20 protein-coding genes and 1 pseudogene are annotated in these 21223 nt (G+C 69.8%); 10 read left to right on the forward strand and 11 right to left on the reverse strand.

The window, feature by feature from the left end:
• Positions 1–4 precede the first annotated feature (4 nt).
• Together P1K31_RS17805 and P1K31_RS17810 are read right to left on the reverse strand one after the other, a co-directional pair.
• Positions 5–1897: an MGH1-like glycoside hydrolase domain-containing protein gene (locus P1K31_RS17805; RefSeq protein ID WP_276306657.1), complete on the reverse strand. Its 1893-nt coding sequence runs from the start codon at positions 1895–1897 to the stop codon at positions 5–7.
• A gap of 3 nt (positions 1898–1900) precedes the next feature.
• Entirely contained in the window at positions 1901–3004 is a 1104-nt protein-coding gene (locus P1K31_RS17810) for a TrmB family transcriptional regulator sugar-binding domain-containing protein (protein ID WP_276306658.1), read from the reverse strand.
• Between the two features lie 158 nt (positions 3005–3162).
• On the opposite strand from P1K31_RS17810, the gene P1K31_RS17815 reads away from it, so the two are divergent.
• The 9 genes from P1K31_RS17815 to P1K31_RS17855 all read left to right on the forward strand — a co-directional run bounded on the left by P1K31_RS17815 (position 3163) and on the right by P1K31_RS17855 (position 13157).
• Positions 3163–4536: an ABC transporter substrate-binding protein gene (locus P1K31_RS17815; protein WP_276306659.1), complete on the forward strand. Its 1374-nt coding sequence runs from the start codon at positions 3163–3165 to the stop codon at positions 4534–4536.
• A 38-nt stretch (positions 4537–4574) separates the two neighbouring features.
• On the forward strand, positions 4575–5483 hold the full coding sequence (locus P1K31_RS17820; RefSeq protein WP_276306660.1) for a carbohydrate ABC transporter permease: 909 nt from the start codon (positions 4575–4577) through the stop codon (positions 5481–5483).
• 2 nt (positions 5484–5485) lie between these two features.
• The gene (locus P1K31_RS17825; protein WP_276306661.1) at positions 5486–6385 is read left to right on the forward strand and encodes a carbohydrate ABC transporter permease; all 900 of its coding nucleotides are present in this window, start codon (positions 5486–5488) and stop codon (positions 6383–6385) included.
• Between the two features lies 1 nt (position 6386).
• On the forward strand, positions 6387–7514 hold the full coding sequence (locus P1K31_RS17830) for an ABC transporter ATP-binding protein (protein WP_276306662.1): 1128 nt from the start codon (positions 6387–6389) through the stop codon (positions 7512–7514).
• Positions 7515–7587: 73 nt separating this feature from the next.
• Entirely contained in the window at positions 7588–8739 is a 1152-nt protein-coding gene (locus tag P1K31_RS17835) for an ABC transporter ATP-binding protein (RefSeq protein ID WP_276306663.1), read from the forward strand.
• Positions 8740–8754: 15 nt separating this feature from the next.
• Positions 8755–10092: a glucoamylase gene (locus P1K31_RS17840; RefSeq protein ID WP_276306664.1), complete on the forward strand. Its 1338-nt coding sequence runs from the start codon at positions 8755–8757 to the stop codon at positions 10090–10092.
• A complete protein-coding gene (locus P1K31_RS17845) occupies positions 10089–10913 on the forward strand; it encodes a sugar phosphate isomerase/epimerase family protein (RefSeq protein WP_276306665.1) in 825 nt (274 codons plus the stop codon). The genes P1K31_RS17840 and P1K31_RS17845 overlap by 4 nt, the downstream gene beginning before the upstream one ends.
• On the forward strand, positions 10910–11932 hold the full coding sequence (locus P1K31_RS17850) for an NAD(P)-dependent oxidoreductase (RefSeq protein ID WP_276306666.1): 1023 nt from the start codon (positions 10910–10912) through the stop codon (positions 11930–11932). The genes P1K31_RS17845 and P1K31_RS17850 overlap by 4 nt, the downstream gene beginning before the upstream one ends.
• A gap of 4 nt (positions 11933–11936) precedes the next feature.
• Positions 11937–13157: an AGE family epimerase/isomerase gene (locus P1K31_RS17855; RefSeq protein WP_276306667.1), complete on the forward strand. Its 1221-nt coding sequence runs from the start codon at positions 11937–11939 to the stop codon at positions 13155–13157.
• 410 nt (positions 13158–13567) lie between these two features.
• Here P1K31_RS17855 and P1K31_RS17860 read toward each other — a convergent pair.
• From P1K31_RS17860 to P1K31_RS17880, 5 genes and pseudogenes are all read right to left on the reverse strand, one after another.
• Positions 13568–14053: pseudogene (locus P1K31_RS17860) on the reverse strand (helix-turn-helix domain-containing protein); the annotation flags it as partial.
• Between the two features lie 87 nt (positions 14054–14140).
• Complete coding sequence (locus tag P1K31_RS17865) at positions 14141–14992, reverse strand: VOC family protein (protein ID WP_276306668.1); 852 nt, start codon at positions 14990–14992, stop codon at positions 14141–14143.
• Positions 14993–15660: 668 nt separating this feature from the next.
• Entirely contained in the window at positions 15661–16476 is an 816-nt protein-coding gene (locus P1K31_RS17870) for an SDR family NAD(P)-dependent oxidoreductase (protein WP_276306669.1), read from the reverse strand.
• 88 nt (positions 16477–16564) lie between these two features.
• Positions 16565–17212, reverse strand: a complete 648-nt coding sequence (locus P1K31_RS17875; RefSeq protein WP_276306670.1) for an HAD family hydrolase — start codon at positions 17210–17212, stop codon at positions 16565–16567.
• A 75-nt stretch (positions 17213–17287) separates the two neighbouring features.
• A complete protein-coding gene (locus tag P1K31_RS17880; protein ID WP_276306671.1) occupies positions 17288–17929 on the reverse strand; it encodes a DUF7509 family protein in 642 nt (213 codons plus the stop codon).
• 94 nt (positions 17930–18023) lie between these two features.
• Between P1K31_RS17880 and P1K31_RS17885 the strand changes: the two genes are divergently transcribed.
• A complete protein-coding gene (locus P1K31_RS17885; protein WP_276306672.1) occupies positions 18024–18416 on the forward strand; it encodes an ArsR/SmtB family transcription factor in 393 nt (130 codons plus the stop codon).
• A gap of 253 nt (positions 18417–18669) precedes the next feature.
• Here P1K31_RS17885 and dhaM read toward each other — a convergent pair whose 3' ends face one another.
• The 4 genes from dhaM to P1K31_RS17905 form a co-directional block, all read right to left on the reverse strand.
• Positions 18670–19047: a dihydroxyacetone kinase phosphoryl donor subunit DhaM gene (gene dhaM / locus P1K31_RS17890; RefSeq protein ID WP_276306673.1), complete on the reverse strand. Its 378-nt coding sequence runs from the start codon at positions 19045–19047 to the stop codon at positions 18670–18672.
• Positions 19048–19752: a dihydroxyacetone kinase subunit DhaL gene (gene dhaL, locus P1K31_RS17895; RefSeq protein WP_276306674.1), complete on the reverse strand. Its 705-nt coding sequence runs from the start codon at positions 19750–19752 to the stop codon at positions 19048–19050.
• Positions 19753–19808: 56 nt separating this feature from the next.
• Positions 19809–20801, reverse strand: coding sequence for a dihydroxyacetone kinase subunit DhaK (dhaK, locus tag P1K31_RS17900; RefSeq protein WP_276306675.1), 993 nt, complete (start codon positions 20799–20801; stop codon positions 19809–19811).
• A 123-nt stretch (positions 20802–20924) separates the two neighbouring features.
• Complete coding sequence (locus P1K31_RS17905; protein ID WP_276306676.1) at positions 20925–21125, reverse strand: hypothetical protein; 201 nt, start codon at positions 21123–21125, stop codon at positions 20925–20927.
• Positions 21126–21223 lie beyond the last annotated feature (98 nt).

Consider the following 21223-nt stretch of genomic DNA (forward strand, 5'->3'; position numbering starts at 1 on the left):
CCGGTCACGCGTGCCGGAGGAACGCGAACACGCTGCCCGCGCTCCAGGCGGCCGGTTCGCACGCGTCCGGGTGTCGAAGCGTCCCGACCGTGGCGCGACCGTCCCCGCCCCCGACCATGAGTTCGGGGAAGCCGTAGCGGTCCGGCGCGCCTGCGGTGTGATACCGATTCAGAGCGGCGAGTCCTCGGGTCGCGACCTCGGTCGCCGCGTCGGGGTGGCCGCGCGCCGCGAACCCCATCGCGGCGAGGCTGTTGTCGTGGGGCCACACGCTTCCGCGGTGGTACGACAGCGGGTCGAACGCGTCGTGGGACGCGGCGAACGTGCGCAACCCGCCGGTCGTCAACACGTCGGGTTCGAGCAGCCGTTCGACGGCCCTCGTGACGCGGTCGTCGCGCCCGAGGCCGCCCCAGAACGCGTGGGTCTGGTTCGACGCGACGCTGTCGACGACGCCGGCGTCGTCGAGCGCGAGGGCGTAACAGCCGCGCTCGGGTAGCCAGAACCGCTCCTCGAAGGCGGCCGCGACTCGGTCCGCGCGCCGGTCACAGCGGGCCGCCAGGTCCGCGTCCCCGCGGCGGCGGGCGAGCGGGGCGAACCGCCGGAGCGCCCGGTGGACGTACCCCTGTACCTCCGCGAGGGCGACGGCCCCGTTCGCGGGCGTCCCGTCCGGTCGAGCCAGCGCCTCCGCGCTGTCCTTCCACCCGAGGTGGGCGAGTCCCCGCGGGTGATCGTGGGCCGCGTAGGAGAGAAGCCCCCGCCCGTCCAGTTCGGCGAGGACGTGCTCACACGCCGCGACGGCGTTCGGGTAGAGGTCCCGAGCGAGCGACGAGTCGCTCGTCCCGTCCACCGCGTCGGCGTACAGCGCGACGAACAGCGGCGTGGCGTCGACGCTCCCGTAGTACGGCCTCCGGATCGAGTCGCCGACCGCCGGCAGGTCCCCCCGACGGTACTCGTGCATGATCCGCCCGGGGGCCTCGAGCGTCTCGGGATCGTCCTCCGTTCCCTGTCGCGCCGCGAGAAACCGCAGCGTCCGCTCCGCGACCGCGGCGTCGACCGGCAGGAGCTGATACCCGACGACCAGCGAATCGCGCCCGAAGGGGGCGAGAAACCGGGGCGCGCCGGCGGCCGGCACTCCCTCCGGAAGCGTGAGCGCGTCGAGCGCTCGCGCCGCGGCCGACGCGAGGGCCGCGTACCTCCCGGAGTCCGTCTCCGTCCCGGTTCTCGTCGCGGGAGCGGGAGCGACGGCCGATGCGGACGATCGGCCGTCGTCGAACGCGAGTCGGATCGTGAACGCCGTTTCGGCCGCCGGCGCGAGGTCGGCCGTCGCCGCGAGGGACGCGGCGTCGGCCCGCAGCGTCCCGGAGAACCGTCGATCCGCGTCGACCGCGACCGAGCGAACGACGCCGTCGGCGCAGCTCACGGCGAGTTCGATCCCGTCTTTCCCCTCGCCGATACTGATCGATCGGTTCGGCCGCTCCCGCCGGGCGAAGAACTCCTCGACCTCGAAGACGTGCCGGAAGTCGGGCGTCAGCGTCACGGTCAGCGCCGTCGTCCGCCGCCGAGCGGTGTTGTTTCGAAGCGCGACGGTCGCCGAGATGCCGCCGTCGAGGATCGCGAACGACCTGGTGAGCAGCCACGCCCGCTGTTCGCCGCGACCGGCACCCGAGGCGGAACTGGCGAGGGTCGTCGCGATCGAGCCGTCCCCGATCTCGCGGCCGAGGACGATCCACTCGTCGTCCCCGGAGTCGGTCTCTCCGATGCGGGTTTCGATCCCCGCGAGGAGGCGGTGGTCCGCCGAGTACGCCCCCGCGTACGGCGCGTTCCGACCGCACTCGCCGGCGGCGTCGACGACGACCTGACGGCCGTTCCCCGCGACCAGCGCGTACTCGTCGGGTAGCATCGGTCAGTTGGCCTCCCGTCCGTCCGGAAACTCGACCGACTCGACGACCACCCGCTGGGCCTCGACGTCCTCGAGGATCGCCCCCCAGCCGCCGATCCCGTACTCCTCCCCGTCGACCTCGAGAACGAGCGTCGCCTGACCGGCCAGGCTAGAGAGCGTCGGCGGAGCGACCGGTTCGTCGCCGGGCGCGGTCGCGTAGAGGGCGTCGACGATCTCGCCCCGCCGGTCGAACGGCTCGCGCCGCCCGATCTCCTCGCCCCGGACGCGGGCGGCGATGCGAGCGCCGTCGGTCAGGAGGGGGGCGACGTCGCGGATGCACTCGCGGATGTCGACGTACTCGGCGGGGAGTCCGTCGTCGCGCGTCGTGTAGACGACCGGCCACGACTCCCAGAGCGCCGCCTGAAAGTACCAGTGGAAGATGTACGTCAGCGTCTCGTCCTCGAAGATCACGCCGTACCGATCGACGGGACGCCTGTGCGGCGCGAAGCAGGCGACGCTCCGGTCGATCAGGGCGACGAACGGGGCCGGCAGGTGGCGGTGGCGCACTTCCGTGGTCGCCCCCCGGAGGGCCTCGTCGGCGGGCGGCTCGGTGGGTCGTTCCGGCGACGTGTTGATCGAGACCAGCACGAAGAGGTCGTCGCGCAGGGCGTCCCGCAGCGCGGGCCGCAGCCGCTCGAACTGCTCGGGGGTGACCGATAGCTGGACCTGGTTCTCGGCGTCGCGGATCGCCGACTCGGCCCGCTCGAACGCCGTCTCGGCCCGCTTGAGGACGCTGATCCGGTGGCCCTCGACGCTCGTCCGTTCCCACCGACCCCTGATCTCCTCCGCGGTGTCGCTCAGGACCCGCGCGCGCTCCCGGAGTTCCTCGAAGACCCGGGTCGGTTCGCGGGCGCGGGCCCGCAGGGAGTCCTGTTCGTACGTCTCGACGTACCCCTCCTCCGCCAGGTCCTGGAGGACGTCGTAGATCCGCGACCGGGGGACGTCGGCTTCCTCGGCGAGCGTCGTCGCCGCCGCCGTCCCCAGTTCGAGGAGCGTGACGTACGCCCGGATCTGATACTGGGACAGTCCCGCCTCTCGCAACCCGTCGCGCAGCTCGTCGTCGTTCATGCGCTTCGAACCGTTCGGGGCGTCACGCCCTCCGTCGCTCGGAACTCGTCCGCCGGAGTTCCCCGGCGATCTCCATCGACACTTGTATTCACAGCAGTACCAACTAACAGAGGAAACTTTATATATTTTTATCCAGAACGTGGATGCGAACCTCTGACATGACTCGGAAACACGGCAACGCGGCGGCGTCGCGGCGTAGCGTCATCAAGGGACTCGGCGGGGCGGCCGCCGTCACCGCCCTGGCGGGCTGCCTCGACGGCATCTACGGCGGCGGGGGGGAGACGAACGACGGTTCCGGAGCGAACAACGGGAGCGACGGCGGCTCTTCGGGCATCACGTTCTGGACGACGCAGGTCGAGAACGACCGGAAGCAGGTGATCAAGGAGTTGATCCGGAGCTACGAGTCGGAGCACTCGACGAGCGTCGAGATGGTCGCCGTCCAGGAGGACGACCTGCCGACGCGAATCGCCTCCGCCCGCGCGTCGAACACCCTCCCGGCGATCGCGGAGTTCGGCCTCTCCCCCATGCAGAAGCTGGGGAGCGGCGGCCTCCTCTCGAAGGAGGCCGCGGCGGACGTGATCAGCGCCGTCGGCGAGGACGCGTTCTACAGGGGTGCGCTCGACCTGACGCGAGCGCCCGACGGCGGTCACTACGCGGTGCCGATGCACGGCTGGGTGGAGGGGTTCTGGTACCGACGGAGCGTGCTCGAGGAGCACGGCCTCGACCGACCGACGACGTGGGACGCGCTCCTGAACGCCGCGGAGACGCTTCACAGGCCGGACGAGAACCAGTACGGGGTCGTGGTGGGGACGAAGAAGACGTCGTTCGCCCGCCAGTGTTTCACGCCGTTCGCCCGCTCGAACGACGCCCGGGTGTTCGACGCGGAGGGCGAGATCGTCTTCGACAGCGAGGAGATGGTCGAGGCCCTCGAGTTCTACGGGAAGCTGGCCGAGTACACGCCGCCCGGGAAGGACACCTGGAAGACGGCGAACAACACCTACCTCAACGAACAGTGCCACCTCATCGAGTACTCGACGTACATCATGAGCGACGTCGCCGGAAAGGGTACCGAGATGGTCGAGGACACCGGCTTTTCACCCTACGTCGAGCGGAAACGCAAGAGCTCGTTCGGCCAGATCGTCGCCCTCAACCTCTTCAGTTCGGCCTCGGCGGAGGCGCTCGAGGCCGCGAAGACGTACGCCGAGTTCCTCATAACCGGCGAGCAGTACGTGAAGTGGCTCCACATGGCCCCCGGCGGGATGAACCCGGTCCTCAAGCCGACCGCCGAGAGCGAGGCGTTCACGCAGAACGAGACGCTGAAGGCCTGGGGGAGCACGGTCGAGGACATCTCGGGCGCGTTCGAGAACATCGAGCGCTTCGGCTACGTTGACGGGAAGGCGTTCCCGAAACTCGGGGCGATCACGAACGAGTACCTCATCGCCGAGGCCGTCTCCCGCGTCGCCGGCGGCGAGGACGCCGAGACCGTCGCGACGGAACAGGCCGAGAAGATGCGTCGGGCGGTGGAGGAGTAACACCGGCGCTCCGGTAACTGAGTTACAACCAACACAACATGGCCACGAACACACGAACCAGGGCCGGCCTGCTCTCGGGCGACTACACGATCGAGCAGAAGGAGGCGATCCTCGGCTACCTGCTCGTCGCGCCGGCGATCCTCCTCGTCGGTGCGGTCATCCTGTACCCGGTCGCGTACAACGTCTACCTGAGCTTCACGCGGGTGCCGATCTCGCCCGCGGAGTCGCCGACGTGGGTCGGATTCCAGCACTACCGGACGCTCCTGTCGAGCGACGCGTTCTGGCGCGCGCTGACGAACACGATCGTGTTCACGTTCTTCAGCGACGTGTTCGCCACCGCGGGCGGGCTCGGCGTCGCGCTGCTGTTCAACCGGGCGTTCCGCGGCCGACGCCTCGTCCGGGGGCTGATGCTGCTTCCCTACGTCGCGCCGCTGATCGCGGTCGCGTACATCTGGCAGTGGCTGCTCGACCCGCTGTACGGGCTCGTCCCGTACGTCCTCGGCGACGTGCTCGGCCTCGGGATCGGGCAGCTCGACGTGCTCAACGACGCGGGGACGGCGCTGTGGGCGGTCATCGCCTTCGACGCCTGGCGGTACTTCCCCTTCGCCTTCCTGATGATCATCGCCCGCCTCCAGGCGATCCCGGCCGACATGTACGAGGCGGCGAAGATCGACGGCGCGGGGCGCGTCGCCCGGTTCAAGGACATCACGCTCCCGGAGCTCAAGTACGTCCTCGGGACCGTGTTCCTGCTGCGCTGGATCTGGAACTTCAACAAGTTCGCCGACATCTGGCTCCTGACGCGGGAGGTCCAGACGCTGCCGATCTACGCCTACCAGACGGCGTTCGCGAACTACAACCAGGGGCAGGCGGCCGCCATCGCGATGGTGCTGTTCCTCGCGCTCATGGGCTTCGTCCTGCTCTACGTCACCTGGATCCTGGAGTGGTAACTATGTTAGAGACGATACTCACCACGACGGTCGACGGGTTCAGGGCGGCGTTCGGACGCGGTCGCATCGAGACGAGCCTCCTGGAGCGGGCGGTGTTCTACCTCGCGGTCGTCACCGTGCTGCTCGTCTCGCTGTTCCCGTTCTACTGGATGGTCGTGACGAGCTTCATGCCCGAGAGCGCGATCTACTCGCTCCCGCCGACGCTCGTCCCGACGGCGTTCACGCTCGACCACTACGCGAGCGTGTTCAGCCCCGAGACGTTCCCCTTCGTCACGTACTTCAAGAACAGCCTCATCATCTCGCTGATCACGGCCGGGCTGTCGGTGCTCGTCGCCACGTTCGGCGCGTACAGCTTCGCCCGCCTCGACTATCGGGGGCGGGGGCTGTTCTCGCGGGGGGTGCTCCTCGTGTACATGTTCTCGGGCATCCTGCTGGTCGTCCCGCTGTTCCAGATCGTCGTCTGGCTGGGGCTGGTCGACAAGCCGTCGAGCCTCGTGATCACGTACCTCGTCCAGACGCTCCCGGTCTCGCTCTACATGCTCGGGAACTACTTCCGCAGCGTGCCCCCGGAGATCGAGGAGGCGGCGATGATGGACGGCTACTCGCGGGTCGAGGTCATCTTCCGCATCACGCTGCCGCTCTCGGCACCGGCGATCGTGGCGGTGTTCATCTACACCTTCATGATCGCGTGGAACGAGTACCTCTTCGCCAGCATCTTCCTGCGCACGCAGGGGAACTTCACGCTGCCGATCGGTCTCGACGCCCTCTCCTCCGGGTTCCACCAGGTGTGGGGACAGATCATGGCGGCCTCGCTCATGACCAGTATTCCGATCATTGTCATGTTCGTCTACCTGGAGAAGTACATGGTCGAGGGACTGACGTTCGGCTCGGTGGAGGGCTGACATGGCGGCGGAGACCCACCCGGAGGCGGAGATCGGATCGAACGACGGGGACGCGGCCATCGTCCTCGACGAACTCAGGAAGGAGTACGGGGGGCTGGTCGCCGTCGACGGGCTCTCGCTCACGGTCGAGTCGGGCGAGTTCCTCGTCCTGCTCGGTCCCTCGGGCTGCGGGAAGTCGACCACGCTCCGGATGATCGCCGGGCTCGAGACCCCGACGGGGGGGACCATCGAACTCGGCGACGAGGACGTCACGCGAACGCTCCCACAGAAGCGCGACCTCTCGATGGTGTTCCAGAGCTACGCGCTCTACCCCCACAAGACCGTCCGGGGGAACCTCGCGTTCCCGCTGGGGAAGATGGACCTCTCGGCGGCCGAGAGGGAGCGGAAGATCGAGGACACCGCGGAGCTCCTCGAGATCGCGGAGCTCCTCGAGAAGAAGCCGGGGCAGCTGTCGGGCGGCCAGCGCCAGCGCGTGGCCGTCGGCCGGACGATCGTCCGCGAGCCGAAGGCGTTCCTGATGGACGAACCGCTCTCGAACCTCGACGCGAGGCTCCGCGTCCGGACCCGCCTCGAGATCCGCGAACTCCAGCAGCGCCTCGGGACGACGACCGTCTACGTCACCCACGATCAGGAGGAGGCGATGAGCGTCGCCGACCGCATCGCGGTGATGGACGGCGGCGAACTCCAGCAGGTCGGCACGCCGGAGGAGATCTACGAGCGGCCGGCCAACGAGTTCGTCGCCGGGTTCATCGGGAACCCGCCGATGAACTTCTTCGAGGTCGACGCCGGCGAGGGGACGCGCGTGTTCCCCGACGACCCCGTCGATCTCGACGCGTCGGTGCCGGCGGACGCGGCGACCCTCGGCGTGCGCCCGGAGCACGTCCACCTCGTGGGCGATCGGGACGGAACGAGGGCGACGGACGACCGCTGTGAGCCGTTCGCGTGTACCGTCGACGTGATCGAACCGCTCGGCAACGCCTACGAACTGGGGCTGATCCGGGGCGGCGAACCCTTCGTCGCTCGGCTCCGCGAGCTACCGGAGTCGGCGGTCCCGGGGGCGACCGTCGAGGTCGCCTTCGACGCCGCAGAACTCCACGCGTTCGACGAGAGCGGGGGGTCGATCCGATGAGCGAGCGCCGTCGGCCGCCGGCGGAACGGACCGGGACGTGGATGGAGAGCGATCGACGACGGAGGTGTCCGTGATGGCGACGCTCGAACTGAACGGCGTGACGAAGATCTACGACGACGCACAGGGCCGCGAGACCGCCGTCGACTCCCTCGACCTCAGCGCCGCCGGCGGGGAGTTCGTCGTCCTCGTCGGCCCCTCGGGCTGCGGGAAGTCGACGACCCTGCGGATGCTCGCGGGCCTCGAGACGGTGACGTCGGGGACGATCGAGATCGACGGACGGGAGGTGCAGGATCTCGCGCCCAGCGAGCGCTCCATCGCGATGGTGTTCCAGAGCTACGCGCTCTACACGAAGATGACCGCCCGCGAGAACATGGCCTACGGGCTCAAACACTCGACCGACCTCGACGAGCGCGAGCGCGGGCGGAGGGTGGAGGAGATCGCAGAACTGCTCGACATCGTCGACCTGCTGGACGACGTGCCGGCCGAGATGAGCGGCGGGCAGAAACAGCGCGTCGCGCTCGGGCGGGCGATCGTCCGCGATCCGTCGGTGTTCCTGCTCGACGAGCCGCTCTCGAACCTCGACGCGAAGCTCCGCGCCCGCATGCGGACGGAACTCAAGCGGATACAGACCGACCTCGGCGTCACCACCGTCTACGTCACCCACGACCAGACGGAGGCGATGACGATGGCCGACCGGATCGCCGTCATGGACGACGGCGAACTCCAGCAGGTCGATCCGCCGGAGACGGCGTACGACCACCCGACGAACGAGTTCGTCGCGACGTTCCTCGGCAGCCCGGCGATGAACACGTTCGACGCGACCGTCGAGGCGGCCGACGACGAACTCGCCCTCCGTCGCGACGGGACGACGTTCGCGACGATCCCGGCCCACGCGGTCTCCCTCGACGACGTCGAGGCCGTCCGCGTCGGCCTGCGACCGGAGGACCTCCGTCTCGACGACGCGCCGGGGGAGGGGGGGTTCGAGGCCGCCGTGACGGTCTCGGAGTACCAGGGCAACGACAACTTCGTCCACCTCTCCGCCGACGACCTGACGCTCACCGCGCGGGTTCCGCCCTCGGTGTATCCGTCGCCGGGCGAGACAGTCGGCGTCTCGGTCGATCCCGCGGATGTGTACCTCTTCGATCCCACCTCCGGCGCGGCGCTGAAGACGCGGGGACTCGACGCCCGCTCGTTCGAACGTAGACCAGTATCGACACCCGAATAACCGATGTACCACTCCATGTCAGACTATCCGCTACGCCGCCATTCGAGCGACAGTGAACAGCTCTCGGACCGACTCCTCGACCCCGGACACCACCTCGACGTGTTGGACGAACTGGTCCACGCAGCCGACCCCGCCGGCGCGGTGCCGCTCGCCAGCTTCCCCGACAACCGCTATCCCTACGCCTACCCGCGGGACGTCGCCTGCATCACCAGAGCGTGGGTCGCGGCGATCGAGGCGGGCATCCGCCCGGACGCGTGCCGCGAGCGCGTCGTCGACGCCGCCCGGTTCCACCTCGCCGTCCAGCGCGAGGACGGGACGTGGCAGCAGCGGTACGGGCTCGACGGGGCCGACCGCGGCATCTACGTCCAGGAGGACAACACCGGCCACGGCCTGCGCGTCATCGCCCACGCGATCCGCGCGCTCGACGCGACGGCGGCGCTCGACGACGTCGACGGCGCGTTCGCGTCGGCGGCCGCCGACGCGATCGACCGCGCCGTCTCGCACGTTCGAGAGGAACTGTACGACCCGAACGCCCACCTCGTCGAGAGCACGACGAGCATCCACGAGGGGCGCATCGAGTCGGGCTACACCCTCTGGGTGAACTGCACCTACGTCGCCGCGCTGCGGCAGGCTCGGGCGGCACTCGACGCGCTGCCCGGGGAGACGCGAGCCGTCGAGGGGGCGGTCGACGAGTTCCGAACGCTGCTCGAAGGCGGCGTCCGGCGGGCGTTCACGAGTCCCCCGCAGGTTCCGAGGCGGTACTCGCCGACGGGCGACGTCGACGTGCGCCCCGACGTCACCCTCCTCGCCCCGTACTACTACGACCTGGGCGACCTGTTCGGCGACGGCCTCGACGCGGCCGCAGAACGCGCGACGACCGCCCTCGAGGACCCCGTCCTCGGCGGCCTCCAGCGGTTCCTCGGGTTCCACGGCGACTACGAGGTCCAACAGCACGGCGGCAACGGACCGTGGATGCAGTACACGGCGTGGCACGCGCAGTATCGCTACGACCGCGGCGAGCGCGGGATCGGGGACGACGTGCTCGGCGCGATCGCCCGTCACGCGGACGAGGACGGCCACGTGCCGGAACACCTCACGACGCGCGCGCGCTTCGAGGCCTTCATGCGGGACGAGTGGCATACGCGGCGGGACTTCGAGAAGGAGTTCGACGAGGCGGTGCTGCGAGACGTCCCGTTCGACCTGATCGTCGAGGAGCTCGGTCACATGCGCGACGCGTATCGGGACCTCGCCGCGCAACTCGAGGAGCGCTCGGTCGTGCGCTTCGCCCTCCCGCTCGCGTGGAGTCACGCCGAATTTCTGACGGCGCTCGTCCGTCGCTCGTCCGCGCCATGAAGTTCGGAATGAACGGGGCCGGCTTCCCGACGGACGACTTCGCCGACGCGTGCGCGGTGCTCGCGTCCGCGGGGTACGACGGCGTCGAACCGAACTACGCGGCGGACGGTCCGATCGCGACCGAGGAGGGCCGTCGGGCGATGCGCCGCGCGGCCGAGTCGAACGGGCTCTCGATCCCGGCGGTGTCGACCACCCTCCACTGGGAGTACCCGCTGTCGAGCCCGAACGAGGGGACGCGACGGCGCGGTCTCGCGATCGGCGAGGGGATGATCGACGCCGCCGCCGCGCTCGGTGCCGACGAGGTACTGATCGTCCCGGCGGTCGTCGAGCCGTCAGCGTCCTACGGGCGGTGCTACGAACGCGCGCTCGACGCGGTGCGCGACCTCGCCCGGTACGGCGACGATCGAGGCGTCGGGATCGCGGTCGAGAACGTCCAGAACGACTTCCTGTACTCGCCGGGCGAACTCGCGCGGTTCGTCGAGCGGGCGGGCGAGGCGGGACCGGTGTCGGTCTACTTCGACGTCGGTAACGGCCTCCGCTGGGGGCTCCCCGACCGGTGGATTCGTGAGCTGGGAGCGCGGATCTCGAGGGTGCACGTCAAGGACTGGCTCACGGACGCCCACCGGCCGACCTATCCCCTCCAGGGCGACGTCGACTGGCCGAGCGTCGTCGACGCGCTCGCCGAGATCGGATACGACGGGTGGATCACCGCCGAGGTCCCGCCGTACCGTTCGTCGCCGCGCCGGATGCCGGCGCAGGTGATCGAGAACCTCCGTTACCTCTTCGAGGGTTCGTATCCGAACGAGGACCACACGCCATGACCCGATACGTCGTCGTCGATCCGCTGTTCGAGGACGTCTGGCCGCGCGCGGCCGACCACCTGCGTCGCATCTGGAGCCGGGACGGCCCCGTCGAGTTCGTCCGCCTGGAGGCGGAACGGGAGACCCCGCTCGCGGAGGCCGTTCCCGACCCGGCGGACGTCACGCAGCTCGTCTCGCTCGGCGTCGAGGTCGAGGACGAGCGCCTGTCGGCCTTCGTCGACCTGCGGGAGGCGTTCGTGATGACGACCTCGATGTACGCCGTCGACGAGGCGGTGGCCGCCGCGCTCGCGGAACGCGGCGTGACCGTACACGACCACACCGGCGAGGGGTTCTGGGGCGAGTCGGTGTCCGAGTTCGGCGTCGCGCTGACGATCAACGCCCTCCGGAAAATCCCCCAGAAGTACCGGGCGATGATCGAGGGACACGACCCGTGGGACCTCGATCTGCTCGACAACGCTCTCCCCGGCGCTCGCGGACACCAGTTCGCTGACGACCCCGCGTTCGTCAACGGCACGATCGCCGGCAAGCGCGTTCGCGTCGCCGGCGTGGGCAACATCGGGAGCCGCTACGCGAGCGTCGCCGACTTCCTCGGGGCCGAGGTCGCCGCCTACGATCCGTACGCGGACGAGCCGTGTTTCCACCGGGCGGGCGCGCGGCGCGTGCACGACCTGTCCGCGCTCGTCGGGGACGCGGATATCTTCGCGCCGACCGTGCCGCTGACCGACGCGACGCGGGGGGTGATCACCGCCGATCACGTCCACTCCCTCCCCGACGGAGCCCTCGTGGTACTCGTCACGCGGGCGGAGATCTGCGACATGGCGGCCGTCCGCGAGCGCGTCCTCGCCGACGAGATCGCGCTGGCCGCGGACGTCTGGGACGAGGAGCCGCTCCCCCTCGACGACCCGCTGTTGAACCGGCACAACGTCGTCCACACGCCGCACCTCGCGGGTCGAACCGACGACGCGAACCGACGCTGGGCGGAACACCTCGCCGCGCACTTCTCCCCGGAGGGTGACTGACCGGATGGACGACTGGGGGACCGCGGACGGGCTCTTTCGCGACGAACGCTGGGTCCGCCAGCACCTGACGAACCTCCTCTCGTTCTACCATCCGACGTGCATCGACACGACCCACGGGGGGTACGTCGCGCAGCTCGGAGACCGCGACGGGACGATCTACGACGGCCGGACGAAGCACCTCGTCGCGACGTGCCGGTTCGTCTTCAACTACAGCGTCGGGCACCTCCTTGACGGGCCGACGTGGTGTGCGGCGTCCGCGGAGCACGGGCTCCGGTACCTGCTCTCGGCGCACCGACGGGATGACGGCGGCTACGCCTGGGTGATGGACGGCCGCCGCGTCGCGGACGGGACGCGGTCGACATACGGGCACGCGTTCGTCCTGCTCGCGCTGGCGACGGCGGCGAAGGCGGGCGTCCCGCCGGCCCGGGACCACCTCGACGAGACGTACGCGCTGATCGACGAGCGGTTCTGGGAGCCCGACCCCGGCCTCTGTCTGTCGGACCTCGACTCGCGGTGGCGGCCGGTCTCGACCTACCGGGGACAGAACGCGAACATGCACATGTGCGAGGCGCACCTCGCCGCCTACGAGGCGACGGGCGACGAGCGGTACCTCGAACGCGCCTCCCGCATCGCGGAGAATATCGCCAGAACGCTGGCGGACGAGGGCGACGGGCTCGTGTGGGAGCACTACACCGAGGACTGGGAGATCGATCCGGCGTACAACCGCGACCGCCCGGACCACCTGTTCCGCCCGTGGGGCTACCAGCCGGGGCACCTCCTCGAGTGGAGCAAGCTCCTCCTCTCGCTGGCGCGCCACCGGTCAGAGGCGTGGCTCCTCGCTCGCGCGGTGCGGTTCTTCGACGCCGCTGTGGAGCACGGGTGGGACGACGGCCGCGGCGGCTTCGTCTACAACTTCGACCGGGACGGCGCGCCCATCGTGGCGGACAGGTACTACTGGCCGCTCGCGGAGGGGATCGGCGCGGCGACGCTGCTGGCCGAGGCGACGGGCGACGCGCGATACCGGGAGTGGTACGACCGCATCTGGACGTACGCCTGGGACCACGTGGTCAACCGACGCCACGGCAACTGGTACTTCAAGCTCACGCCGGAGAACGAGGTGCACGAGGGGATCGACGCTACCCCCGAGGTGAAGGTCGGGTACCACCAGATCAACGCCTGTTACGAGGTGCTGCGGACTACCGGCGGGGCCCGCGCCCCCAGATAGTCGGGTTCGGTTCTCGCGACCGACGTCACCCCCGGGCACCGATCGCGGGCCCCGGAGGGTTCAGAAGAGGGCGCCACGGACCACGTTCTCGGTACGGCGAGACGAATCGAGGCGGCGTCACGTTCGGTGGCCCTTCCCGCGCCTACCCGCTCTAAACGCGGCCGTCTACCCGTAGCTCTATCACAGCCGTACCCCCGTGACGGACGGGAACCGTAGCGATCCGGCGCGCCACTACGGTTGCAGGAGCCTGGCGGCGATCGGTGGAGCTCTCTGATCGAAAAATAGTTGCTCGAAGTGCTGCCAGGATGAGGGAAACGAGGGGCGGACGCGCGACGACGCGCTCGACCGATACGGCCGTCGTCCCTCCGAAGACGCGCCCTCTACCGCGGTAACCAGAGGCCGCTCGGGTTCTCGTCGTCGGAGGCCCCCCGATCCGTCCGGTCCGCGTCCACACTCGGCCGACCGAGCGTCCGGTAGCGCAGTCCGGCCTCCTTCATCAGCCGGCGGCAACTCGGAAGCGAGTAGTCCACGTCGAACCTCTCGCGCACGAACTGCCGGACGAGCTCCGGCGTCCAGGCCGGCGCGTCGTACTCGGCTTCGGTCGGCGGTTCGTGCAGGGCACGCTCTAACTGACGCTGTTGCTCCGCGGAGAGTTTACGGGGGCGCCCCGAGCGGTGGGCGTCGTACACCGCCCGGTCGAGCGGTTCCTCCTCGAGTCGCCTGAGCCAGCTGTAGATGGTGCGTCGCTCGACGTCGAACCACTCGGCGAGTTCGGTCTGCGTCACGCCGTGTTTGTACGCGATCGCCGCGATCAGGCGCTGGGAGGGCTTACTCCCCTCCACGTCCGCGAGCGCCCGTCGCAGGTCCTCGACCGAGATGTCCTCGAGATGGTCCATGAGTGCCCGATCTACGCGACGAGTAAAGAGTTTTTGCTGGTGCTTTCGTCCGTTCGCCGAACGGGGGCGCGGCGCTGGACCGCGGCGCTACGAACCCGCGGCGACGCGCAGGCGGAGCTCGATCCCGTCGGGGTCGAACACCGTCCGGCCGCCCTCGTCGGAGACGCGACCCGCCCCGTCGGCGCACCGTTCCCGGACCGCGTCGAGGTCGTCCCGCCGGGGGACGAGCAGTTCGAACCAGTCGAGACCGCGCCCGGCGGGCGGCGCGGTTCGGCCGTTCCACGTGTTCAGTCCGACGTGGTGGTGGTAGTCGCCCGCGGCGACGAACAGCGCCGAGGGTCCGTATCGCTGTCGGACTCGAAATCCGAGCGCGTCGACGTAGAACGCGCGCGCGGCCGACAGCGACGAGACCTCGAGGTGGACGTGTCCCACGGTCGTCCGGGGCCGAACGGTCGTCTCGCCCCGACGGCGGTCGACGATCTCGTCGGTGTCGAGGGGGAGCGTGGCCATGCGGACGGTCCCGTCCGCCGCCAGGGGCCACTCCCCCCGCGGTCGGTCGCGGTACACCTCGACGCCGTTGTCCTCGGGGTCGGTGAGATAGAGCGCCTCGCTCACGAGGTGGTCCGAGGCGCCGTCGAGTCGCCATCGCTCGCGAACGCGCCCCAGGGCGTCCCCGAGCGCGGTGCGCGACGGGACCCGAAACGCGGTGTGAAACAGTCCGGTCTCCTCTCGCCCTCGCTTCGGCGCGTCCGGGGCGGCGTACAGTTCGAGCAGCGGTTCGTCGTCCGTCCCGAGCGACGCCCGCCCGTCCTCGTGGCGTCGGACGACGAGGCCGATCACGTCGCGGTAGAACTCGACCATCCGGTCGAGGTCGTTCACGCGAAGCGCGACTCGGCCGACGCGCGTCGCCGCCGGGAGTTCCGCCTCGGAACCGATCATGCGAGAGGTTGTCCGGTGGTCAGCATAACGATGGCGTACGATCGGGGGCGTTCGTCGCGCCGGCATCACGTCACCGCTTCGCGGACTGGCTCCTCCGGTTGTATGACGGTCGTAAGGACGCGTCACACCGTACTCTCCCCCGGTACGGTCCCACCGGCCGTAATCGTTCACGCGCCCCGACCCTCGTGTCAGACCTCAAATTTGACGGTCGACTACACGTTCGGGGAGCTAATCGAGGGCCGGTGGTCAGCTCACCACCGGACGACCTCTACAGTACCGTGGGACGTGGCGGACGTCACCCACTCGACGTCCGCCGTTCGCGCTCGGTTCCAACGTCTCCGACCCGCGACGCGACCGTTTCGGCTGCCGTCGTCGACGAACGTCCCCGTCACCGACGACGCCGAACCGACGGTTCGGCCGACCACACGTTTAAACCCTTGCCATGTCAGCCCTCCCCGTTAATCGGTAGCATCCATCAATGTGGGTGGGCCGCGACGGACCGGCACGACCGAGCGGTCGAGGTGGCCGTCGGAGCGACCGTGCGTGACCGCTCGACGTCAGGGAGTAGTGAATGAGCTCTTCGAGCGCGTTACGTCGCCCCCACGGCTACCCACCCGCTCCACCGTGCGGCCCGCTCTTCTCTCCGTCGAGTCCCGACGGGGGATCAATCAGATAACGTTCTGGAGGATCCCCCCGTCGACCGCGAGCGCCTGGCCGGTCACGTTCCGGTTCGTCGCGTAGAAGACGGCGAGCCGACCCATGTCCTCCGGGGTCTGGTCGCGCCCGAGCGGGATGACGCGCTTCACCGTCTCCTCATAGGACTCCTCGAGCGTCGGCGTCAGCACCTGCTCCCACATCGGCGTGTCGACGATCCCCGGACAGATGGCGTTCACCGTCACGTCGTCGGGCGCGAGTTCGAGCGCGAGCGACTTCGTGAGCCCGAGGACGGCGTGCTTCGAGGCGCAGTAGTGCCCGAGGCCCGCCGCCCCGATGCTCCCCGCGATGGAGGCGGTGTTGACGATGCTCCCGGCGGACTCACGCAGGTGCGGGATCGCCGCCCGCGAGGGGAGGAACACCCCCTTGACGTTCACGTCCATCACGGAGTCCCACTCCTCCTCCGCCATCTCCTCTATCGGGGCGACGGTGATGACCCCCGCGTTGTTGACGAGGACGTCGAGCCGTCCGAACTCGGAGACGGTCTCCTCGACCATCGCCCGGACCTGGTCGGCCTTCGTCACGTCGCACTCGACGACGTGCGCGCGCCGCCCCCGCTCTTCGACGCGATCCGCGACCTCCCGCGCCCGCGTCGCGCCGCCGACCTCGCGCGAGGACTGCTGGTTGTACGCCGTCTCCAGGGCGTTCACGTCCGCGACGACCACGTCGCTCCCGGCGGCCGCGAGCGCGAGCGCGATCCCCTCGCCGATCTGTCCGCCAGCGCCCGTCACGATCGATACCGCACCCGCAAGCGAACTCTCGTCGGTCATGGTTCGGGGACGGATACGACGCCCTCCGCTATAATACGTGTTCACAGGGACCGTACTCGTTCGCCCGTCGCGGACCGTCGGGCGTCCGTCAGCCGACCAGATCGAGGAGCGTCCCCCGGAGTTCCGCGGGGTCGGCGGCGACCGCGTCGGTCCCCGTCGTGGGATCGACGTCGTCGCCGCGGCGGAAGCGAACGACCGTCGCGCCCGCCCGCGCCGCCGCCCTGACGCCGTTCTCGGAGTCCTCGACGACGACGCACTCGACGGGATTTACGCCGAGCGCGGACGCCGCGCGCTCGTAGATCCCGGGGGCCGGCTTCCCCGGTCCGTCCAGGTGCTCCGCGCTCACGGCGACGTCGAGGGGGTCGAGGTCGAAGCGCTCGACGACCGTTCGGATCCACGCCTCGGGGGCCGAGGAGACGACGCCGACGGCCAGATCCCGCCCCCGGAGCGCGTCCAGGAGGTCGGGGAGACCCGGCGTGAGCGACACCGCCTCGCCGTAGACGGCGTCCGCGGCGGCCTCGAACCGGCGCGCGAAGCGCTCTGCTCCCCCCGGGAGGCCGTAGTCCTCGTCGAGGTCGGCGAGGCTCTCGCGGTAGTTGCGGCCGGTCACCTCCCGCACGCTCGGGTCCCCCGCGACGTGGGCGAACACCTCCTCGCGCCACACCCGCTGCCAGTGGGCCTCGGAGTCGACGAGCACCCCGTCCATGTCGAACAGGACCGCGCGAAATCGAGTCACGCGTTCGGATGCGGTTCGATCCGCCATGCCAGTTCCGGCCTCGGCGTCGGTGGTCGAGGAGTCCGCGCGGCCGCGCTACTCGCCCCCGTCGAGCGACGGGAGGTCCCCGCGAAGTTCCCGCCGCGCGAGGTCCCGCACGAACAGGCGGACCTGCCGGACCAGGTCGTCGCGGTCGTCGTAGGCGTAGACGCGGGCCTCCCAGCGGTCCCGGACGGCGGCGATCATCGCGCTCCGGACGCCCGACTCGTGGACGAAGACCACCCGCTCGCGGTGCGCCGTCGCGTCGTCCCCCCGGAAGATCGCTTCGAGCACCGACCCGACCTCGATACCCACGCCGAGGTTGTCGCCGACCCTCGGAACGACGTAGACGATCGCGTTGCTCGCCCGGGCGAACTCGATGCTCTGGGTCGCGGCGTCCATCTCCTCCAGCGGCACGTCGGCGTCGACGGCCAGGAACGCGTTCACGCCGGGGTCGGTCCGGAGCCGATCGCGGACGTGAACGAGCAGGTCGAACGCCGCCTCGCGCCGTTCGAGGTCGACGTCGGAGCCGACGAGCGCCCCGAAGTCGACGCCGTCGGGGATCGAGGCGAGGTCGACGCCGCCGTCGCCCGCGTCGAGGACGCCCTCCACGTCGAACGCCTTGTACGGCCCCATCAGGTAGACGAGAAACCGGGAGTGAGCCAGTCCCCCGAGGGTATCGATCAGCCGGTCGCGCATGCGCGCCCTGCGGAGGGGTAATACATAAAACAGATGGATTTCAACGATCGTTGAGTCAGAGAACGCTTATACGGTCGTCGATGCAAGTGCTCGCATGGCCGAAACCGAGCGGTCGGGGGACGACGCCGACGGGAGGACCGCCCTCCTCCCGGAGCACAGCCTCCTCTCGATCGAGGAGTACCTCGACATGCAACGCGCGATCGGTAACGAGACGCGCTTTCGCGTCCTCGACCTGCTCGTCGAGGCGGGCCCGCGGAGCGCGAAGGAACTCGGCGAGGCGCTCGACGTCCCCTCGAACACGCTCCACTACCACCTCGACGCGCTCGTCGACGTGGGGCTCGTCGAGAACCGAAAGCGCAAGGAGCGCACGCGCGAAGGGCTCTACTCCTACTACCGTGCGACGTCGCTCGGCCAGGGCATCCTCGAACAGGGAGTCCGCGCGCTGATGCGCGAGGAGTGGGAACTGCTCGACGCCTACGGCGAGTAGTGCGAGTCGTCGTCCTCCGCCGTACGGGGACAGCTCGGCTCAGCGCCTCGACGGACGCCGGCCGGGCCGGTCGGCCGACGATGAACGCACCCGTCGGATACCGTCACATTAAAGTGTACGGTCTCGAATCGCGAATACGCGAGCGGTCGAGGGCGAGCGGGTAACCATGGGATCGCCCTCGACTCGCCCCACCTGTGACCCGACGCCCCGAGCGCCGGCTACGCGTACGACGGAGCGACCGTCGGAGCGGCGTTTATAGTTTGGCGACGTCGCCCGCGGCCTCGGCGGCCTCGCGCACGGACTCGATGGTCGCCTTCGGCGACCCCGCCTCGACGGCGCAGTTGACCGCCCCTTCGAGCACCGGCGCGTCCGCGATGACCGCCTCGCCGTCGTAGGATTCGATGGCGATCTCGGCGTTCATCACCGCGCTCCCGAGATCGACGAGCACGACGACGGGGTCGTCGTCGATGGCGTCGAGCGCCTCGCCGATCGCGGGCGCGCTCGTCCCGATACCGCCGTCGGGGTCGCCCCCGACCCCCGCGATGGCGACGTCGCCGGCCATCTCCGCCGCCACCTCGACGATCCCCTCCGCCGCGCGTCGGCTGTGGGAGACGACGAGCACGCCGACCATCTACTCGCCCTCCCCGTCGTCGGGCGTCGAGGGGGACCCGGCGTCCCGCTCGTCCTCGCCGTTCAGGTACTCCTCGGCGGTCGCGTGGATCTCCTCCAGGATGAAGAGCGTGCTCGTCGCGCCGGGGTCCTGGTGGCCGACCGACCGCCAGCCGAGGTAGGACGCCCGGCCCTTGGTCGCCCGGATCGGGAGCGTGAAGTCCACGCCGCGCTCGGCGGCGTCGACGGCCTTCGCGAGCGCGGCAAGCGGGGTCAGGTCGTCCTGCTCGATCGACTTCTTGTAGGTGTGGACGGCGGGCGTGAGCGCGTCGACCATCGTCTTCGCGCCCACCTCGGCACCGCCACGGTCCCGCACCTTCTCGAGGAAGGCCTCCCCGAACGCGACGGTGGACTCGGCGGTGATCCCCTCCGCCAGTTCGCCGCTCGCGTGCATGAACGAGCCGCCGTACAGCGGCCCCGCGGCCCCGCCGACCTCGGAGACGAGCGTCATGCCGACGGTCTGTACGAGGTCCTGCGCGCTCGCGTCGTCCGTCTCCTCGACCGCCTCCAGCGCGGCCCGGAAGCCGCGGTTCACGTTCGTCCCGTGGTCGGCGTCGCCGATCGCCGAGTCGAGCTCGGTCAGGTACTCCCGCTCCTCCGCGAGCCGGTCGGCGATCCGCTCGACGGCGGCCACGATCGCCCCCGGTTCGCGCGCAGCGTCGGTCATGGCTCCCAGGTCGCCTCGGAATCAGGTAAGCGTTCCCTTCGGCCTTCGGCCGGCCGTCAGTCCCGGACCGTCAGCGCGGGCGTGTCGGCCTCGTGGGCGAGGAGTTCCTTCAGCTCGTCGTCGAGGTCGAGGATCGTGATCGAGCAGCCCCGCATGTCGAGGGAGGTCATGTAGTCGCCGACCCACGCGTCCCACGTCTCGAGGCCGCGCTCGCCGAGCAGTTCCTGCAGCCGCCGGTTGACGATGTAGAGCTCCGAGAGCGGCGTGCCGCCCATTCCGTTGACGATGGTGGCGACCTCGCCCTCGGGCTCGACGTCGTCGAGCACGGCGGTCGCCAGCCGGTCCGCGATCTCGTCGGCCGACATCATCCCCGTCCGCTCGACGCCGGGTTCGCCGTGGATGCCGATGCCGATCTCGATCTCGTCCTCGCCGAGGTCGAAGGTGGGGCTCCCCTTCTCGGGGGTCACGCAGGACGTGAGCGCCGCCCCCATGGTTCCGACGTTGTCGATGACCCTCTGTGCGGCGCGCTCGACCGCCTCGAGGTCGCCGCCGCGGTCGGCCATCGCCCCCGCCACCTTGTGGACGAAGATCGTCCCGCAGACGCCCCGCCGACCGGAGGTGTACGTCGAGTCCTCGACGGCGACGTCGTCGTTCACGACCACCTGCGCAACCTCGACGTCCCCCATCTCCGCCATCTCGCCGGCCGTCTCGAAGTTCATCACGTCCCCCTCGTAGTTCTTGATGACCAGGAGGACGCCCGCGCCCGCGTCGCAGGCGTCGATCATCTCCTGGACCTCGTTCGCGGTCGGGGAGGTGAACACCTCGCCGGCCGCGGCCCCGTCGAGCATCCCCGGCCCGAGGTACCCCGCGTGGGTCGGCTCGTGGCCGCTTCCGCCGCCGCTCACGACCGCCACCTTCCCCTCCGGGATCTCCCGCCTGACCAGCACCTTCGTCGTATCTATTCTACGTATCTCGTCCGGGTGGGCGGCGACCATCCCGTCGAGCATCTCGTCCACGTAGTCCGCCGGGTCGTTGATCAGCTTCTTCATCCCCCCATAGGTCGGCGGTAGCGGTGAAATACGTTTGCCCGGACGGCAGTCGACGCGCACCGATCGCGGGCTCGGTTGCCGCGACCGAAGGGGTGTGCGACGTGCCGACGGTGGCAGGCGACGTTACCGCACCAGACAGTGCGCCGCGATCGCGATCAGCCGTTCGATTCCCCTGAGTTCCCGCACCGTCTCGCCGTCGAAGTAGGTGACGACGCCGTCCGCGTGTCTCGTCACGCGTGACGAGCGGAGGGCGGGGCGCTGTTCGGTGACCGATTCCGTCTCTGACCGCCGTTCAGACATCGTCCGACCGTTGTCTGTAGCCATCATTACTCCTCTGGAGGGTGTAATCGAGCCTTCAGTCTTCACGGATTGCCGGGAGCGCCGCCGCGCACTCGTGGTGCCGCGCGAACCGCGCTTTCTCC

It is taken from the genome of Halomarina halobia, from assembly GCF_029338575.1.
Classification (GTDB): Archaea; Halobacteriota; Halobacteria; order Halobacteriales; family Haloarculaceae; genus Halomarina; species Halomarina halobia.

Coding starts and splice junctions, on each gene's coding strand:
- P1K31_RS17880 (WP_276306671.1), bottom strand. CDS start 17,929: ATGCGCGACCGGCTGATCGATACCCTCGGGGGACTGGCTCACTCCCGG.
- P1K31_RS17820 (WP_276306660.1), top strand. CDS start 4,575: ATGGCCACGAACACACGAACCAGGGCCGGCCTGCTCTCGGGCGACTAC.
- P1K31_RS17865 (WP_276306668.1), bottom strand. CDS start 14,992: ATGATCGGTTCCGAGGCGGAACTCCCGGCGGCGACGCGCGTCGGCCGA.
- P1K31_RS17805 (WP_276306657.1), bottom strand. CDS start 1,897: ATGCTACCCGACGAGTACGCGCTGGTCGCGGGGAACGGCCGTCAGGTC.
- P1K31_RS17815 (WP_276306659.1), top strand. CDS start 3,163: ATGACTCGGAAACACGGCAACGCGGCGGCGTCGCGGCGTAGCGTCATC.
- dhaM (WP_276306673.1), bottom strand. CDS start 19,047: ATGGTCGGCGTGCTCGTCGTCTCCCACAGCCGACGCGCGGCGGAGGGG.
- P1K31_RS17905 (WP_276306676.1), bottom strand. CDS start 21,125: ATGGCTACAGACAACGGTCGGACGATGTCTGAACGGCGGTCAGAGACG.
- dhaK (WP_276306675.1), bottom strand. CDS start 20,801: ATGAAGAAGCTGATCAACGACCCGGCGGACTACGTGGACGAGATGCTC.
- P1K31_RS17885 (WP_276306672.1), top strand. CDS start 18,024: ATGGCCGAAACCGAGCGGTCGGGGGACGACGCCGACGGGAGGACCGCC.
- P1K31_RS17825 (WP_276306661.1), top strand. CDS start 5,486: ATGTTAGAGACGATACTCACCACGACGGTCGACGGGTTCAGGGCGGCG.
- P1K31_RS17850 (WP_276306666.1), top strand. CDS start 10,910: ATGACCCGATACGTCGTCGTCGATCCGCTGTTCGAGGACGTCTGGCCG.
- P1K31_RS17830 (WP_276306662.1), top strand. CDS start 6,387: ATGGCGGCGGAGACCCACCCGGAGGCGGAGATCGGATCGAACGACGGG.
- P1K31_RS17845 (WP_276306665.1), top strand. CDS start 10,089: ATGAAGTTCGGAATGAACGGGGCCGGCTTCCCGACGGACGACTTCGCC.
- P1K31_RS17810 (WP_276306658.1), bottom strand. CDS start 3,004: ATGAACGACGACGAGCTGCGCGACGGGTTGCGAGAGGCGGGACTGTCC.
- P1K31_RS17835 (WP_276306663.1), top strand. CDS start 7,588: ATGGCGACGCTCGAACTGAACGGCGTGACGAAGATCTACGACGACGCA.
- dhaL (WP_276306674.1), bottom strand. CDS start 19,752: ATGACCGACGCTGCGCGCGAACCGGGGGCGATCGTGGCCGCCGTCGAG.
- P1K31_RS17840 (WP_276306664.1), top strand. CDS start 8,755: ATGTCAGACTATCCGCTACGCCGCCATTCGAGCGACAGTGAACAGCTC.
- P1K31_RS17870 (WP_276306669.1), bottom strand. CDS start 16,476: ATGACCGACGAGAGTTCGCTTGCGGGTGCGGTATCGATCGTGACGGGC.
- P1K31_RS17855 (WP_276306667.1), top strand. CDS start 11,937: ATGGACGACTGGGGGACCGCGGACGGGCTCTTTCGCGACGAACGCTGG.